We start from the raw sequence: 17208 nt of genomic DNA, 5'->3' as shown, positions 1-17208 counted from the left end.
TCGAGCTCGGTCTTTTCCTTGTAATCGTTGATGTCGTAGTTGACGATCACCCGTTCCTCCGGCGCCTGGCCCGGCTGTCCGGTGCGCAGCACGATGCGGGTGAACTGGTTGTCGAGGTCTTCGCGCATCCAGCGCGCCACTTCGAGGCCGCTGTCTTCCTTTTCCATCACGACGTCGAGGAACACGAGGGCGATGTCTTTTTCGCGCGCCAGCACTTCCTTGGCCTCGGCGCCGCTGTAAGCGTGCACGAAGCTGAGCGCGCGGCCGTCGAGGCGGAAGCGGGTCAGCGTCAGTTTGGTGATGTCATGAATATCGGGTTCGTCATCGACTAACAGGATTTTCCACGGTGCTAACTTGGGCGAGGCAGAAGACAAAAAAGACATGAGGGCGAGTTCCGCAAAAATGGCACTACTGACGCAATGTTAAAGACGCTGACCGATAAGGTGTATCACATACCAGGGACTGCTCAAGCGGCGTGCAAATCGGGCACGCGATTTCGATTGTAGTCCGAGCTAAGGTTCTTAACAACAGGCAATAAAGATTACACCTATCTCCTACAACAACTCACCACCGTGGTGCCAACTTGTATCATTTTGTGGCGCGCACAATAGTTGATCGCCGAATAACAAACGTAACAATACTTCTTTTTTGGCAATATTGCCAACTTCATGGTAAATATTTTTGCGGGGAGATTCGTAACAAGTTTTTGCTGTTCGTTCCGGCGCGCCGTAAACGGTTTATATTGAAAATGGAAATTGATCCCCTGAGAGGAAAGCCATGCGTTCCATTACCCGACCCCTGCTGGCGGGCGCCATCGCCATGCTGGCCACCAGCGCCGCCTGGGCGCAAATCGACGTCAGCTACGACAAGCCGGAACAGTACACCGACATGCCCTTCATGCAGGTCGACCGCGAACAGATACTGAAGGAATTGAGCGCGCATTTCACGCGGCTGGGCAGCAAGCTGCCGCCCGGCCAGACGCTGAAGATCGAAGTGCTGGACCTCGACCTGGCCGGCCGGCTGTATCCGCGCCGCAACGGCGACGATATCCGCGTCATGCGCGGCGGCGCCGACTGGCCGCGCATGCATCTGCGCTACACGCTGGAGCAGGACGGCAAGGTGTTGCGCAGCGGCGACGAGGAATTGTCGAACATGGCTTACCAGGACCGCATCAACCGCTATTCCGACAGCGACGACTTGCGCTACGAAAAGCAGATGCTCGACGACTGGTTCAACAAGCAGTTCCTGCCGCCCCGGCAGCATGGTTGACGCCCCGTCTTGACTCCCCGTTAATCGAGCCAGTTCACGCGCTCGAACTTGGCGCGGAACGCGGCCGGCATGGTCGTCACCTTGCCGGCGTCGTAGTCGAAGAACACGAAGCCCGACTTGGCCATCGCCACCAGCGAGGCGTCGCTCGGGCGCGTGATGCGGAAGGTGATGTCGCCGCCGTAGCGGTTGAAATCCATCACGCCGACCTCGAACAGCAGCTGGTCGCGCGCGTGCGCCTCGGCGCGGTACATGGTGGCCAGGTCGGTGACGATGATGCCGCCGCCGTCGGCCGCCGTCTCCGGCACGCCGTGGGCGTACAGGAAGCGCGCCCGCGCTTCCGAGATCATGGAAATCATCGAATCGTTGCCGAGGTGGTTGGCGCCGTTGATGTCGGTCGAGCGCACCGTCAGCTGGGTCGAAAAGTAGTATTGGTCTTCCGGAAATTGCAGGGTCAAGCGGGCCATGTCGGTGCTCCTGCGCGCGCGGCGCCAGTTGGCAAAGCCTATTTTAACGCGGCCTGGCGGCGCACCGGGGATGGCCGATGATAGCCGATGGCGATACGGCCATCATGCTATTTACGCCACATCGCGAGCCACACGGCAGATGCGGAAACGCCATTTCTATGGCACCATGCCCACATGTGCGGCGCTCCACGCGCGCAAAATATCGGCCCGCTATCGCGAAGAAAGAAGCCATGATGACCACCAGCGCGATCCATCCAGCGTCCGAATGCCACTCCGACGACGCGACCGAACAGCGCCGCCTGGCCGAGCTGTCGCGCTACTCCATCACGCTGGACCAGTCCGACCCCAACCTCGACCTCATAACCGGCCTGACCATCAAGACCCTGGGCGCCGACATCGGCGGCATCAGCATCGTCTACCAGTCGCAGATCTGGCTGCCGTCCCGGGTCGGCATCGACGCCCGCCACGTGCCGCGCTCGGGCTCGTTCTGCACCTGGGTCGTGGCCTCGGCCCGGGAGCGCGACTTTTTCGAGGTCGAAGACGCCACCAGCGACCCGCGCTTCAACACCAATCCCCTGGTCACCTATCCGCCGCACTACCGCCACTACGCGGCCGTGCCGCTGCACGGCGCGCGTGGCTATCTGCTGGGCACGTTATGGGTGATGGGCACGCGCTCGCGCCGGCTCGACGCCGAACAGCGGCTGATGTTGACGGGCATGTCCAAGCTGGTCGTCGACACGCTCGAACTGCGCTATTGCAACGACGTCACCGGCATGTCCAACCGCGCCGTGTTCCTGCACCATTTGCAGCTGGGCGTGGAGCAGACGCGGCAACCGGACGTGGTGGTCGGCTATATCGACCTGGTCGGTTTCCGCCAGTTCAACGACGAGTTCGGCCGCGACAAGGGCAACCAGGTGTTGCGCCTGATGGGCCAACGCATCGCCGACTGGGCCGGCCCCGACAACCTGGTCGGCCACCTCGGCGGCGATAAATTCGTCTTCGCGCTGTTCGGCGGCCACCAGGACCACGTGACGCTGCTGGACCGGCTGAAAGCCATCCTCAGCCTGCCGTTCACGGTCGAGCATGGCGCGCCGCAGGTGCTGCACGCGCGCATCGGCGTCGAACACCACCACACGCCCTACATGGGCTCGGCCGCGACCCTGCTCGACGCCGCCGAAACGGCCGCCTCGTCGATCAGCGGCGGCTTCCTGCGCACCACGGTCAAGGAATACGGCCTGGAGTTGCTGGCCCGCTCGCACATGGTGTACGAGCTGCAAGGCGCGCTCGACGGCGAGGCCCAGCACGGCGCGCTGGTGGTGCACTACCAGCCGCAAGTGAACTATGCGCGCGGCACGCTGATCGGCATGGAGGCGCTGGTGCGCTGGCAGCATCCGGTGCGCGGCCTGGTGCTGCCGGACCGCTTTATTCCGCTGGCCGAAAGCACCGACAAGATTTACCAGCTCGACATGCAGGTGCTGACTCAAGTGTGCCGCGACCTGCGCGCTTGGATAGACGCCGGCCTGCCGGTGGTGCCGGTGTCGCTGAACTTGTCGCGCCGCTCGCTGCTGCACCCGCAGGTGCTGGTGGACATGGCGCAGGTGCTGGAGCGCTACCGCATCAGCGGCGCCATGGTGGAACTGGAAGTGAGGGAAAGCCAGCTGCTTGAAACGCTGGACCTGCTGTCCTCGCGCGTGGCCGGCTTCCGCGCGCTGGGAGTGCGCATCGCCGTCGACGATTTCGGCACCGGCTATTCGAATCTGGACGCCATCAGCAGCCTGCCCTTCGACCGGCTGAAGGTGGACCGCCAGTTCGTCCACGGCGTCGCCGGCAGCGAAAAAATGGCGGGCCTGTTCCATTTAATCCAGGGCATCGCCGATTTGTTCAAGGCCGAATTGCTGTGCGAAGGACTGGAGCGGGAGGCCGACCTCGACTGGCTGAGCCAGCGCGGCGCCCACTGCGTGCAGGGCTGGTACTTCAGCGCCGCGCGCACGCCGGACGCCATCATCCACCTGCTGGCCACGCTGCGCGACCACGATCCCGCCGCCGCGCCGCTGACGGCGCCGGAATTGCGGGCGCTGCTGCGGGCCTGAGCGGCGGCCGGCCCATCGCGCGCTTGCCGCGCGATACCTTGCTTACAGATGCTCGCTCAGGAACACCAGCGTATTGCCATGCGCCTGGGCCGCCGAACGCTGGTGGTAGCTGTCCGGATGGGTGCGGTTGAATCCATGGCCCGCCTGCGGATACACGTGGATTTCGACCAGCTCGTTGTCGCCGAAGCGCTCGGCGATGCTCTTGACCGCCGTGGCCGGGATGTGGCTGTCGTTGCCGCCGAAGTGCATCAGCAGCGGCGCCTTGATGTCGTCGGCGCGGTCCAGCATATTCTGGATGCCGCCGCCGTAGTAGGCCACCGCCGCATCGACGACGCCGTTGGCCGCCGTCAGGTAGGACAGCCGGCCGCCCAGGCAATAGCCGATGGCCGCGATCTTGTCGCCGACGACATCCTGCGCCCGCAGCGCCTTGGCGGTGGCGGCCAGGTCGGCCTGCGCCTGGTCCATGTCGAGCGCGTTCATCAGCTCGATGGCGCGCTTCCAGCCGGCCTCGTCGTAATCGATTTCGATGCGCGGGCCGCTGCGCCAGAACAGGTCCGGCGCCAGCACCACATAGCCGTCGGCCGCGTACTGGTCGGCGACGTTGCGGATGTGCTGGTTGACGCCGAAGATTTCCTGGATCAGCACGATGCCCGGACCCTTGCCGCCGACCGGCAGCGCCAGATAGGCGCCGAAGCTGCCGTCGTCGGTGTCGACATTGATCCATTGCGAAGTGGTTTTCATCATGATGCGGTCCTTGTCCTGATACGGTGGGAAGAAAGCGCCCATGCTACCGCAAATCGGCCCCGCCCTGGCGCACCGCCTTGGCGCGCCGCCCCTTTCGCGTCAGTACACCTCGCGCAGATAAATCACCGGTCCGGCGCGGTAGGTGCCGAAGGTCAGCGTGCCGACCGTCGTCGGCAGATAGGGGAAGGGCGAGACCAGCAGGCTGGTGCCTCCGGCGCCGCCGGGCGCGGCGAAGGTGAGGCTGGCGGCGCCGGTCGTCGTCGGCGCGGCGGGGAAGGTCAGCGTGCCGTTGCTCACGGTCAGCGGCGGATTCTTGCAGACGGTGGCCGGGGCGTTGGCGGCCAGGTTTTTTTTGCAGTCGTCAAAGCCCAGCTTGCCAGCGACAGCGACGCCGGCGGCGGTGGTGAACGCCGTGTTGGTTTGCCAGGCGTTGCCGTTCCAATACTGGGCCTTGACGGCGACGGTCATCGGCGACGTTTCCGCGCCATAGTTGTTGCCCACTAGTAGGCGCCCGCTGGTGACGACGAGCCCGGGTTCGATCGAACCCGAGGCTTGCAGCGAGGTGACGCCATCGCCGCCGGCCGGCTCGCTGGCGCGCAGCCAGGTGGACGTGGCCGCCGGCACCGAGGTGCTGCCCGGCGTGGCCGGACTCTGGTTGCCGGTGGGGGGATGCACATAGCCGCTGGCAAATTGCAGATTCGGCTGGGCGCCGGTGTTCGATGTGGTCGCGATGCCCAGCGCAAAGTCGGCGGGGACCAGCGTGGTGCTGGCCGGCAGCGTTGCCGCGTTCTTCATCCAGCCCACGCTGATACCGTTGCCGGTGCCGGCGGCGGCCGGCGTGGCCGTGCTGCCGCCGGCCGCCGTCCACAGCGACAGCGCGACATTCCTCGCCAGCTGGCCCTGGTAGTTTTGCGTGGCGCTGCCGCCCGCGGCGTAGGCGGTCACGGCGACATCGAAGGGCTGTAGCGAATACACAAATTTGGGCGCCCCGCAGAGCGTGCTGAAGGTCAGCGGCGCCGCCGGCGTCGTCGACGTATTCTTGCAATCCATGGGAACGTTGCCGGCCAGGGTAGTGCCGAAATGGTCGGGAATGAAGCGGCCGACGACGGCGGCGCCAGCGGCCTTCAAGTTCGTGCCGAGATAGCCGCTGGCATTGGTCAGATTGGCCGCCAGGTTGAAGCTGCCGACCTCGTTCCACAGCGCGCTGCTGGTGTAGGTGCCGGCGCTGAGCGTGGTGTTGCTCAGGGAAATAGCCGGGTTGTTGCCTGGCAGGTTGCCGCTGCCATCCTTGGTCGATGTCCAGGAGAGCGCCAACGTGGGTGAGGTGACGGCAAACGTTTCCGGCATCGTTTCCTTGCCGAAGTTGGGCGTGACGGCGCCGACGCTGTTGAGCGCGCTGAGCGCAACGGTGAACGGTTTTCCCGCCGCCATGAACACGGTGCCGGTGGCCGTGATGGCGCCGGGGTTGGCCGTGCCCTGCGCCTGTCCGGGCAGCGCCGGCGCGCGCACGGCGACGCCGATCGACGCTGGCGCCACCGTGAAGGTGTTCGACGGACCGCCTTTTATGGCGAGGCCCGGGTAGCCATCTGCGACGGTGCCACTGTAAGTGGCGCTGAGCGAGAGCTGGCCGACGTCGGCATAGCTTAGCGTGGTATTCGCCACACCATTGTTGTCGAAGGAGAGCGGGACGCTGGCGCCGCTGCCACCGCACAGGCCCAACGGCACGCCCGTCACGCTCGGTCCCATGGTGCCTTGCGTCGGGTTCAGGTAGGCGCAGCTGAGCGTGACGTTGTGTGTGCCCTTGAACGCCGGCGTACACTGGGCCGCGTTGTTCGATTTTTTGACGGCGGTGATGGTGAAGGCGGCCGACGTCGCCGACACATGGTCGGGTATGGTGCCGAACAGCAGGGCGCTGTCGACAAACGGCACCTGGCAGCTGGTGCCGCCGGCGCCGTCCGAGCAGCTGCTGGCCTGGGCCGTGTTGCTGGTCGTGGCTCCCAGCGTGACGGTGGTGGCCGTGGTTTGCTGCACGTTGACGGTGGCGGTGCCCGTGAACGGGACGTTCTGGTTGCCAGCCGTGCCCGACTGCGGAGTGGCCGTGAATGTGGCGTTGACCTGGCCGGTGTAGGTGCTGGTGCATGCCGCATTGGCGCAAGCTTTCAGCGTCACGCTCAGCGGCTGGCAAGTCAGTCCGGGAATGCTGTAGGAGATCAGGATATGGTCCAGCGTCGACGGTGGATTCTGCGGCGGGCTGCACATCGGCGCGCTCGGCGAGCCCGCGTTGTAACCGCTGTTGTTGGTCACGCAGCTGCAGCCGGACGCGCCGGAACCGGTGCAGGTGATGGTCTTCTGGACCCGGCCGCCATAGTTCAGCGTGATGGCGTTGACCGAGGCGTTGCCGGTGATGATGCCGTTCGAGCTTTCCGTGGTGACGTTGTGGGCCGTCACGTTGCCGTTGATGGTGTCGCCGGAGCCGATGTCGACGTCGCCGCTGACGTTGACGTTGCCCGTCACCGTGGTGCCGGAGGGATTGAGCGTCAGCGCGCCGCCACTGACGTTGCCCGTCACGCTGCTGCCCGAGGCCAGCGTCAGCGAGGTGCTGGCGCTGACGTCGCCGCTGATGCTGACCGGTGAATTGGTGGTGATGACGGTGCCCGTCACCGGGCCGACGATGGTGACGTGGGAGCCGAGGTCGACCTGGCCGGTCGAGTAGATGGTGCCGGTGACCTTGGTGGTCGAGCCGCTGCCGAGCGTGACGCTGCCGGCGTAGATGCTGGCCGTGATCGTCTGGGCCTGGTTGCCCATCTTGAAATTGCCTTCGGCCGCCAGGTAGCCGCCCGTCACGTTCAGGTTGGCAGGGTTGATGTCGGCGATGTTCAGGTTGCCGTACGAGGCGAAGACGGCGCTGCCGCTCAGGGTCAGGCCCTGGTTATAGGTGAACGTGACCGAGGGGTTGGCGATGACGGTGTAGCCGCTGGCGACGGTGACGCTGTCGGTGCCGCCCGCCAAGAAGGGCAGCGTGTTGCAAGTATAGGTGGTGTTGCTGGCGGCATAGGTGCAGCCGGCGACGGTGGCGCCGTTGAAGGTGGTGCTGGCGGCCTGGGCCGGCCCGGTGGCCAGCAGCAGTAGCGCAGCCAGCACAGCCAACACAGCCCGCACCGGCGGCACGGCCGCCGCGCGCGCCGCGCCGCGCAGGCGGCGCCAGAACCAATTGAAACGCAAGGTGGTCGCCAGCTGGGGCGGTCGGAAACATTTCATGGAGTCACCTAAAAATTCGTGTATGAATTATAGGCGGGCGGCCGTGAAAACCGCAGTGAAAAGCGGCGCCACGGCCTGATCGGCGCAGATCTCCGGCCACAGTGTCGCGTGGCGGCCTCGCCCGCAACCGTCGCCGCCGGGCAGGCGCGCACTGCTGTCACCGCCGTGGCGGGCGATCCGTGCTAATCTTCCGGTTTCACCGCCACCAACGCAGCAATGGACGTCCCGACCCGCGACACGCTCGCTTCCATCCTCGTGCCGCCGCGCCGTGGGCCGCTGGCCGGCGCCGTGGCGCTGGCGCTGGCCGGCGGCCTGGTGCTGACGGCGCTGCTGTTCGCCGGCGCCCGCCAGCTCGAGCAGGACAAGCTGGACCTGGCCTTCCAGCAGCGCGCCCACCTGCGCGTGATGGCGCTCGACGCCGGCATCGCCAACGCCCTCGACACGCTGCGCGCCGTCAACCAGCTGTTCGCCAGCGAGCCGCAGGTGACGCGCGAACAGTTCGAGCGCTACAGCACGCCGCTGCTGGCGCGCGCGCCCTACATCCACGGCGTCAGCTATCTGCGCTTCGTCAGCCAGGCCGAGCGCGCCGCCGAGGAGGCCGGACTGAGCCGCGTCGCCCCCGGCACCTTCCTGACCGAAATGTATGCCGGCCGCCCGGTGCCGGCCGGCGTGCGCGCGCGCTACCTGGTGGTCGAATACATCGAACCGTACGCCAGCAACCGCCGCGCGCTGGGCCTGAACACCACCTATCCGAACTACGACGGCGTTTCGCGCCAGCGCGCCTACGACAGCGGCCAGCCGCAGGCGGGCATCGTCATCCCGCTGGCCCAGGGCGAGGCGGCGCCGGGCGCGTCGGCGCTGCCGGGCGTGGTCATTTCGATGCCGGTCTACCGCTACGGCGCGCCGCTGGCCGACGTGGCCGCGCGGCGCGCCGCCCTGGTCGGCGAAACCGCCATCGTGCTGCGGCCGGCCGACCTGGTGCAAAACATCCTCGCCGGCAACGGCCTGCTCAGCCGGGGCAGCATGGACTTGCGGGTCTACGCGGCCGCCACCGAAGCGGCCGGCGCCCTGGTCTACCAGGCCAGCGCGGAGCGCGACGGCCGGCCGGCGGGGATGCTGCCGTGGCCGCGGTCGCTGCGCTGGTTATACCCGGCGGCGCCGGCCCGGTCGGCGCGCCAAGTGGCGCCGCTGGACGTGGCCGGCCAGCCGTGGCTGGTGGTCGCCACGCCCGCGCCGCAGTGGCGCGGCAGCGACCACCTGGCCTCGCTGTGCGCGCTGGCGCTGGGCCTGATCCTGACGGCGCTGGCGACGGCGCTGGCGCGCTCCATCAGCACCCGCACGCGCGACATCCAGCGCCACGTCGACCTGCGCACGCGCCAGCTCAAGGAATTGAACCAGACCCTGCTGCTGCGCGAGCGCGCCATGGCGTCGAGCACCAACGCCATCGTCATCACGCTGGCCGCCCAGCATAACGCCACCGTCTACGTCAACCCGGCCTTCGAGCGCATCAGCGGCTACAGCGCGGCCGAGATGCTGGGCCAGAGCCCGCGCCTGCTGTACGGCAGCGACATCGAACAGCAGGGCGTGCACGAAATCCGCGCCGCCATACGCGAGCAGCGCGACGGCCACGCCGTGCTGCGCAACTACCGCAAGGACGGCACGCTGTTCTGGAACGACGTCTACATCTCGCCGGTGCGCGACGAGGACGGCGCCGTCACCCACTACGTCTCGATCCAGCACGACATCACGGCCATGAAGGCCTATGAAAACGAGTTGCAGCACCAGTCCACGCACGACGCGCTGACCGGCCTGCCGAACCGCGTGCTGATGCACGACCGTTTGCAGCAAGCCATCACGCACGCGGCGCGCAAGGGCCACGCGGTGTGGGTGGTGTCGATCGACCTGGACCGCTTCAAGTTCACCAACAGCCGGCTCGGCCACAAGGGCGGCGACCGCCTGCTGCAAGCGGTGGCCGAGCGCCTGCAAGTGAGCGTGCGCCCGACCGACACCGTGGCCCGCATCGGCGGCGACGAATTCGCGCTGCTGCTGTTGCCCGAGCACGGCGCCGGCCGGCCCAGCCCGCACCAGGTGCAGCGCCTGCTCGACGACATCGCCGCGCCGCTGACGCTGGACGGCCAGCAGCTGTTCCTCACCTGCAGCGCCGGCGTGGCCGTCTACCCGGACGACGGCAGCGACCCCGACGCCCTGGCCGAACGGGCCGACATCGCCATGTACCGCGCCAAGGAAATGGGCCGCAACAACTTCCAGTTCTACACGGCGGCCATGAACGAGCAGCTCGGCGAGCGCGTGCTGATCGAAGGCGCGCTGCGCGGCGCGCTCGAACGCGGCGAATTCGTGCTGCACTACCAGCCGCAGGTCGACATCACGAGCGGGCGCATCGTCGGCATGGAGGCGCTGATCCGCTGGCTGCATCCGGAACTGGGCCTGGTGGCGCCGAACCGCTTCATCGGCCTGGCCGAGGAGACCGGCCTCATTTTGCCGATCGGCGCCTGGGTCATGCGCACCGCCTGCGAACAGCTGCTGGCCTGGCAGCGCGCCGGGCGCGGCGAGCTGCGCATGGCCGTCAACGTGTCGGCGCGCCAGATCGCGGAACAGGACTTCGTGCAATCGGTGGCGGCGCTGCTGACGGAAATCGGCCTGACGCCGGCCTGCCTGGAGCTGGAGCTGACCGAAACGCTGGTGATGAACGACCTCGAACACGCCATCGTCGTCATGCACGAACTGAAAAAACTCGGCGTCAAACTGGCCATCGACGATTTCGGCACCGGCTATTCCAGCCTGGCGCACCTGAAGCGCTTCGAGGTCGACGTGCTGAAAATCGACCAGACCTTCGTGCGCGACCTGACCATCGACCCGGACGACGCGGCCATCGTCGCCACCATCATCGCGCTGGCCGCCAACCTGAATTTGAACGTGATTTCGGAAGGCGTCGAAACGCTGGAGCAGGTGGCCTTCCTGCGCGAGCACGGCTGCCGCCAGATGCAGGGATATTATTTCAGCCGGCCGGTGGACGCCGCCGCGTTCGAGGCGCTGCTGCTGGAGAACGAGGCCAGCACCGCGCAACGCGACGCCGGGCGTGAGGTCTGACGCGGCGGAATCGTGCTAATGTCGTGGTGAGGAAGCCGCAATCCGCAGCCTCCACGCTGAAAGGAGCAAAGATGTCCAAGGTATCCGTGTCGATGCAGCTGGGAGTGTCCGCCGAACGCGCGTGGGCCATGGTGGGCGGCTTTCACGGCCTGCTGGACTGGTCCAGCGGCTTGAAAAGCTGCACGGCGGAGCAGGGCGGCCGCGTGCGCCGGCTGCTGGCGGCCGACGGCATGGAGATCCTCGAACGGCTGGAGGCGTTCAGCGAGAGTGAACGGTTTTACAGCTACTCCATCATCGAATCGCCGCTGCCGGTGACCAATTACCAGTCCACGCTGAAGGTGATACCAGTGTTCGGCCAGGAGCAGTGCCACGTCGAATGGTCGTGCAATTTCTACGCGCCGGCCGAACACGAAGCCCAGATGGAGGCGGCGTTCCAAGGCCTGTACCAGGGCGGCCTCGACCAGCTCAAGCAAAAACTGGCCGAGTAAGTTTCACGCGGCTGGGCAATCGGGGCCTGCCCCCGCTGTCGCCGCGACCGCGCGCCGCTCGATCAGCGCTGCACCTGGCCAAACGCGTCGCCGGCTTTCCACGTCGGCATGGCGGGCGCGTTCGCCACCGCGTAGCCGAGGTTGAGCGTGAACTGCGCCTGCTGCACCATGCCCGACAAATCCCAGTCCGAGTGATATTCATCCGTCACCTGGTGGTAGTCGTTCTTGAACGCGACCATATGGGCGCTGGACGCCTGCTGGTCCTTCAAAAACTCAAAGTGGCCGTCGCCGGAAAACACGGCCGACCCCACATTAAACGCCGGCACGCCGGCCTTGGCGAAGTTGAAGTGGTCGGCGCGGAAGTAGGCGCCCGATAAATCCGGCACCGACGGCGCCAGCTTCAGCCCCATTTTCGCCGCCACCTGCGCCGCCGTGTCGTACAAGCTGCTGCGCTCCGCGCCGGCCACGCCCATGTCGCGCGTCAGGCCGACGAAATTCATGCTGTCCAAATTCAGGTCCGCGGCGGTCTGTTTCAGCGGCCACGCCGGATGTTGCACATAGGCCGCGCTGCCCAGCAAGCCCTGTTCCTCGGCGGCCGGCCACAGGAACACCTGCGTGCGCTTGGCCGGATGCTTGACCGCTTCGGCCGCCATCGCCAGCAGCGCCGCCGCGCCGGAGGCGTTGTCGATGGCGCCGTTCCAGACATGGTCTTTGTCGTCGCGCGGCGCGCCTTCATCCATGCCCAGATGGTCCCAGTGCGCCGAATAGACCACCGCCTGCGCCTTCAGTTTCGCGTCGGTGCCGGGCACGATGCCGGCCACGTTGAACTGCTCGACCTGGCGGATCGCGCTGCGCAGTTCGACGTGTGCGCTGACGTGCAGGTCGACCGGCGCGAAGGCGCGCGTTTCGGCGCGGGCGCGCAGCGCATCGAGGTCCTGGCCGCCGGCCGCGAACAGCGCGCGAGCCGTCTCCTCCTGCATCCAGCCTTCGACCGGATTGCCGGCGCCGGTCAGGTGGAAGCGCTCGTGACTGAAGCTGTTGGCCGGCACGCTCCACGGATACGAGGCCGACGGCGTGGTGTGAATCAGCAGCACCCCGGCCGCGCCCTGGCGCACCGCCTCCTCGTACTTGTACAGCCAGCGGCCGTAGTAGGTGTAGGCCTTGCCGGCGAAGCGGTCCGGCTCCTCGGCCGTCGGCTGCGGATCGTTGACCATCATGACCAGGATTTTTCCCTTGACGTCGACGCCCTTGTAATCGTCCCAGCGTTCTTCCGGCGCGCGCACGCCGTAGCCGACGAAGACCAGCGCCGCGTCGAGCTTGACGTCGGCCTTGCCGCTGGCGGTGCCGTAGACGATGTCCTGGCCCAGCACCGGCGCGATGGTCCTGGCGCCGGCCTGGAAGCGCAGCACGCTGCCCGGCAGCAGCTTGCTGCCTTCGATCTTGACCGACTGCCGGTAGCCGCCGCCGGCCAGCGGCTTCAGTCCCATCACGGCCGCCTGCGTTTCCAGATAGCTCACGGCGAGGTCGCCGCCGCGCTGGCCGGTGCCGCGTCCCTCGAACAGGTCGTCGGCCAGGAAGGACAGGTGGGCGCGCAGCGGCGCTTCGGTGACGACGGGCTGCTGCTGGGCGACACCGTGGCCGCTGGCGATGGCCAGGCCGGCGGCGAGCGCGTACGAAGGAAGACGCATGGAGACTCCGATAGGTGAGGGATCGTGTGGCTGGCTATCTTACTGCATCGCCGCGCCACATGTAAGCGGATGTAAGACTCGGTAAGCGGATGTAATGCAGGTCAACGATAGCACCCCGGGCGCCGTTTTCTGCTCAGTGACACGGGAATTGTCCCGGTGCCCTGATAAAGCAAAAGAGGAAAATACCATGACCAAAATTATCGCTACCCTGATCGCCGGCCTGTTCGCTACCGCAGCATTCGCACAAGCCCCCGCCGCCAGCGCACCGGCCGTCAAGACGCCAGTGAGCGCACCGGCAGCATCGGCCGGCGCCAGCGCCAGCGCCAGTGTGGAAGCGCCGGTGGCGAAAAAAGCCAAGCATCACAAGGTCAAGAAAGTGGCGCCGGAAACCGCGCCGGCAGCTTCGGCTCCCGCAGCCAGCGTCGCCAAGTAAGCTGAAACAAGAACCGTATAAACGATATAAACCATATAAAAGGATTATACCATGAACAAGCTCATCACCGCACTCGTCGCCACCCTGTTCGCCAGCGCCGCATTCGCCCAGGCTCCGGTCGCCAGCTCGCCAACGCCGACGCCGACCGTCGCCAAGGCTGAAGCCAAGGAAACCAAGACCGTCGCCAAGGCCGACGCAAAAGAAACCAAAGCCGTCGTCAAGGCCGACGCCAAGGAAGCCACCGTCGCGGCAAACGCGAAAGAAGACGTGACCAAGGCCCAGGCCGATCAGAAAGTCGCCAAGGTCAAAGCGCATCACAAGGCAGCCAAGGCCAAGGCCGACGCCCATGCCGACACGGTGAAAGCCGAAGCCAAGGCCGCACCGGCGGCCGCGCCGGCAGCCACCAAGTAAGCCGGTGGCGGGGCCAGAGAAGACAGGCAATCGCCTGTCTTTTTTTTTGCTCCGGCCATGGTCGGCCTTATCGGGGTGAGACCCCGCTTTGGGCCGTCAGCGCGTCGCCGCCAGCGCCGCGATCAGCTTGCGGTTGAAAACGGCCGGATCTTCCATCTGCGGCGCGTGGCCCAGGCCTTCGAATTCGATCAGCGTCGCATGCGGTATGCGTTGGGCGTTGACCTTGCCGAGCACATTGTAATGGCCTATCGCGGCCTTCACGGCCGGCGGCGCGACGTCGCTGCCGATGGCGGTGGTGTCGGACGTGCCTATCATCAGCGTGGTCGGCACCGTCAGCAGCGGCAGCTCGTAATACACCGGCTGGGTGAAGATCATGTCGTAGATCAGCGCCGAATTCCACGCCACCAGCCGGTGGCCCGGACCCGCGTTCAGGCCGGCCAGCATGTCGACCCAGCGCTCGTACTCCGGCTTCCAGCGGTTCACGTAATACGTCGATTTTTCATAGGCGCGCACGCTGGCGGCCGAGAGCTGTAGTTCGCGCTCGTTCCACTGGTCGACGCTGCGGGCGGGCACGCCGAGCGCCTTCCAGTCTTCCAGCCCGATCGGATTGACCAGCACCAGTTGCGACACCGCCTCCGGATACATCAGCGCATAGCGCGCCGCCAGCATGCCGCCGGTCGAGTGGCCGACAACGACCGCGCGCGTGACGCCGATCTGCTTGAGCAGCGCGGCCGTGTTGTCGGCCAGCTGCTGGAAGGTATATTGGTAGCGGGCCGGTTTGGTCGACGCGCAAAAGCCTATCTGGTCCGGCGCCACCACGCGGTAGCCGGCCGCGCTGAGCGCCGTGATGGTGTCGTCCCACGTCGCGCCGCAAAAATTTTTGCCGTGCATGAGGACCGCCGTCCGGCCATTGGCGGCGCCGGACGGCGCCACATCCAGATACGCCATTTGCAGGTCCTGGCCCTGCGGCGTGAACTGGAAGTGCCGCAAGGGATGCGGATAGTCGAAGCCTTGCAGTTCGATGCCGTAGACCGGCGCGTCGGCGGCGCCGGCCGGCGCGGCGAGGACGGCGGTGGCCAGCGCGGTGCCGGCGAACAGTTTAAACAGGGTGCGGGACATGCTGATAACTCCAAATCGAAAGTGGCGGCGGCGGTGCTACCGCATGGTCCGCCAATATGCGCCGCCGCGGCGCCGCCATCAAGGACCGCACGCTTGACGGCCCGTTCAGGAATCATGAAACATATCGTTTAGCTCATTTCAGCGCGCCGGCGCGTGCGATCCGCCTTTTTTATAGACAAATCGGCGTAAATTCGATCAACTTCGGGCCTGAATCGGCCGGAGGGAGTAAACTACGTGCAAATTTCTTTCGCAATTAGGCGATTCGAACATACTTGTGAGTGACGCCATGTCTGATACCCCCATTACCCTTTTCACCGATTTGAATCTCAGCGCCCCGCTTATCCAGGCGCTGAAAGATGTCGGTTACGAGTCGCCGTCGCCGATCCAGGCCGCGACGATTCCGCTGCTGCTCGATAACCGCGACGTGTTGGGCCAGGCCCAAACCGGCACCGGCAAGACGGCCGCCTTCGCGCTGCCCATCCTGTCGCGCATCGACCTGAAACAGACCTCGCCGCAGGCGCTGGTGCTGGCGCCGACGCGCGAACTGGCGATCCAGGTCGCCGAGGCCTTCCAGACCTACGCCTCGCACATCCCCGGCTTCCACGTGCTACCGATCTACGGCGGCCAGAGTTACGGCCCGCAGCTGTCGGCGCTGCGCCGCGGCGTGCACGTCGTCGTCGGCACGCCGGGCCGCGTCATCGATCACCTCGACAAGGGTTCGCTCGACCTGTCGAAACTGAAAACGCTGGTGCTCGACGAAGCCGATGAAATGCTGCGCATGGGCTTCATCGACGACGTCGAACGCATCCTGCAAGAGACGCCGGACACGCGCCAGACCGCGCTGTTCTCGGCCACCATGCCGTCGGCCATCCGCCGCATCGCCAATACTTATTTGCGCGATCCGAAGGAAGTGACCGTCGCCGCCAAGACCGGCACCGCCGAAAACATCCGCCAGCGTTACTGGCTGGTGTCGGGCATGCACAAGCTCGACGCGCTGACCCGCATCCTGGAAGCGGAAAACTTCGACGGCATGATTATCTTCTCGCGCACCAAGCTCGGGACCGAGGAACTGGCGGGCAAACTGCAAGCGAGAGGCTTCTCGGCCGCCGCCATCAACGGCGACATCCAGCAGGCGCAGCGCGAGCGCACCATCCAGCAGCTCAAGGACGGCAAGATCGACATCCTGGTCGCCACCGACGTCGCCGCGCGCGGCCTCGATGTGGAACGCATCAGCCACGTCATCAACTACGACGTGCCGCACGATCCGGAAAGCTATACCCACCGCATCGGCCGCACCGGCCGGGCCGGCCGCAGCGGCGAGGCGATCTTGTTCGTCACGCCGCGTGAAAAGAATTTGCTCAAGTCGATAGAGCGCGCCACGCGCCAGCCGATCTCGATGCTGGAACTGCCGTCCATCCAGGCCGTCAACGACGTCCGCATCGCCAAGTTTAAATCGCAGATCAGCGAAACGCTGGCGCTGGGCGAGCTGGAACAGTTCCAGTCGCTGATCGAAGACTTCGAGCGCGAACAGAATATCCCGGCCATCGAAATCGCGGCCGCGCTGGCCAAGATGGCGCGCGGCGACGTGCCGCTGCTGCTCGATAAAAAATCGCAGACGGCGGCGGTGCAGTGGGACGAGCGTCCGGGCCGACAGATCGGCTCCGAGCGCATGGAGCGCGGCGACCGCAATGACCGCGGCGACCGTTTCGACCGCGGCGACCGCCCGGAGCGTGGCGAGCGTCCCGAGCGCAGCGACCGTTTCCCTAAAAAGGAACGCATCGTGCGCGCGCCGGACGCCGGCATGCTGACCTTCCGCATCGAAGTCGGCTACCAGCACGGCGTCAAGCCGGGCAACATCGTCGGCGCCATCGCCAACGAGGGCGGCATCGATTCCAAGTACATCGGCCGCATCGAAATCTACGACGACTACAGCGTGCTCGATATGCCGAACGATTTGCCGACGGATGTGATCCAGCATCTCGGTACGCTCAAGGTGGCCGGCCAGATGCTGCGCATCCGTGTCGACAATGGCGACGGCGAGGCCGCATCGGCCGCGCCGGCCGCGCCACGTGCCGCGCCGGCGCCGCGCGCCGCCGCGCCGGCATCTTTCGCTGCCGCCCCCGCATCGGCCGCTCC

Annotated in this window: 13 protein-coding genes; 7 read left to right on the top strand and 6 right to left on the bottom strand. The window is 66.1% G+C overall.

What is annotated here, in order from left to right:
- The coding region (locus tag Q0S71_RS07350) for a response regulator (RefSeq protein ID WP_295993562.1) at positions 1–383 on the bottom strand (383 nt) is incomplete at its 3' end.
- Positions 384–777: 394 nt separating this feature from the next.
- On the opposite strand from Q0S71_RS07350, the gene Q0S71_RS07345 reads away from it, so the two are divergent.
- Entirely contained in the window at positions 778–1269 is a 492-nt protein-coding gene (locus Q0S71_RS07345) for a DUF3016 domain-containing protein (RefSeq protein ID WP_295993559.1), read from the top strand.
- Between the two features lie 20 nt (positions 1270–1289).
- On the opposite strand, the gene Q0S71_RS07340 is transcribed toward Q0S71_RS07345, so the two are convergent.
- Entirely contained in the window at positions 1290–1733 is a 444-nt protein-coding gene (locus tag Q0S71_RS07340) for a thioesterase family protein (RefSeq protein ID WP_295993557.1), read from the bottom strand.
- Between the two features lie 230 nt (positions 1734–1963).
- On the opposite strand from Q0S71_RS07340, the gene Q0S71_RS07335 reads away from it, so the two are divergent.
- Positions 1964–3823 (top strand): bifunctional diguanylate cyclase/phosphodiesterase, encoded by a 1860-nt coding sequence (locus Q0S71_RS07335; protein ID WP_295993554.1) that lies wholly within the window; start codon positions 1964–1966, stop codon positions 3821–3823.
- A 42-nt stretch (positions 3824–3865) separates the two neighbouring features.
- On the opposite strand, the gene Q0S71_RS07330 is transcribed toward Q0S71_RS07335, so the two are convergent.
- Both Q0S71_RS07330 and Q0S71_RS07325 read right to left on the bottom strand, forming a co-directional pair.
- Complete coding sequence (locus tag Q0S71_RS07330) at positions 3866–4564, bottom strand: dienelactone hydrolase family protein (RefSeq protein WP_295993565.1); 699 nt, start codon at positions 4562–4564, stop codon at positions 3866–3868.
- A 102-nt stretch (positions 4565–4666) separates the two neighbouring features.
- Positions 4667–7825, bottom strand: coding sequence for a DUF6701 domain-containing protein (locus Q0S71_RS07325; RefSeq protein ID WP_295993549.1), 3159 nt, complete (start codon positions 7823–7825; stop codon positions 4667–4669).
- Positions 7826–8041: 216 nt separating this feature from the next.
- On the opposite strand from Q0S71_RS07325, the gene Q0S71_RS07320 reads away from it, so the two are divergent.
- Together Q0S71_RS07320 and Q0S71_RS07315 are read left to right on the top strand one after the other, a co-directional pair.
- Positions 8042–10933, top strand: a complete 2892-nt coding sequence (locus Q0S71_RS07320) for an EAL domain-containing protein (RefSeq protein ID WP_295993547.1) — start codon at positions 8042–8044, stop codon at positions 10931–10933.
- Positions 10934–11004: 71 nt separating this feature from the next.
- Positions 11005–11421 (top strand): SRPBCC family protein, encoded by a 417-nt coding sequence (locus Q0S71_RS07315; RefSeq protein WP_295993544.1) that lies wholly within the window; start codon positions 11005–11007, stop codon positions 11419–11421.
- 62 nt (positions 11422–11483) lie between these two features.
- Here Q0S71_RS07315 and Q0S71_RS07310 read toward each other — a convergent pair whose 3' ends face one another.
- Positions 11484–13109, bottom strand: coding sequence for a M28 family peptidase (locus Q0S71_RS07310; protein WP_295993542.1), 1626 nt, complete (start codon positions 13107–13109; stop codon positions 11484–11486).
- A 187-nt stretch (positions 13110–13296) separates the two neighbouring features.
- Here Q0S71_RS07310 and Q0S71_RS07305 point away from each other — a divergent pair, with 187 nt between their 5' ends.
- Both Q0S71_RS07305 and Q0S71_RS07300 read left to right on the top strand, forming a co-directional pair.
- Positions 13297–13542 (top strand): hypothetical protein, encoded by a 246-nt coding sequence (locus tag Q0S71_RS07305; RefSeq protein ID WP_295993539.1) that lies wholly within the window; start codon positions 13297–13299, stop codon positions 13540–13542.
- A 51-nt stretch (positions 13543–13593) separates the two neighbouring features.
- The gene (locus Q0S71_RS07300) at positions 13594–13953 is read left to right on the top strand and encodes a hypothetical protein (protein WP_295993536.1); all 360 of its coding nucleotides are present in this window, start codon (positions 13594–13596) and stop codon (positions 13951–13953) included.
- Positions 13954–14049: 96 nt separating this feature from the next.
- Here Q0S71_RS07300 and Q0S71_RS07295 read toward each other — a convergent pair whose 3' ends face one another.
- Positions 14050–15072, bottom strand: coding sequence for an alpha/beta hydrolase (locus tag Q0S71_RS07295; protein WP_295993534.1), 1023 nt, complete (start codon positions 15070–15072; stop codon positions 14050–14052).
- A 286-nt stretch (positions 15073–15358) separates the two neighbouring features.
- Here Q0S71_RS07295 and Q0S71_RS07290 point away from each other — a divergent pair.
- Positions 15359–17208: DEAD/DEAH box helicase (locus Q0S71_RS07290; protein WP_295993532.1), on the top strand; the 1850-nt coding region annotated here is incomplete at its 3' end.

The sequence above is a fragment of the Rugamonas sp. genome (assembly GCF_025354735.1).
Lineage (GTDB): Bacteria > Pseudomonadota > Gammaproteobacteria > Burkholderiales > Burkholderiaceae_D > Rugamonas.
Note: the sequence above shows the minus strand (reverse complement) of the source record. Positions and strands in the feature narration are given on the sequence as shown.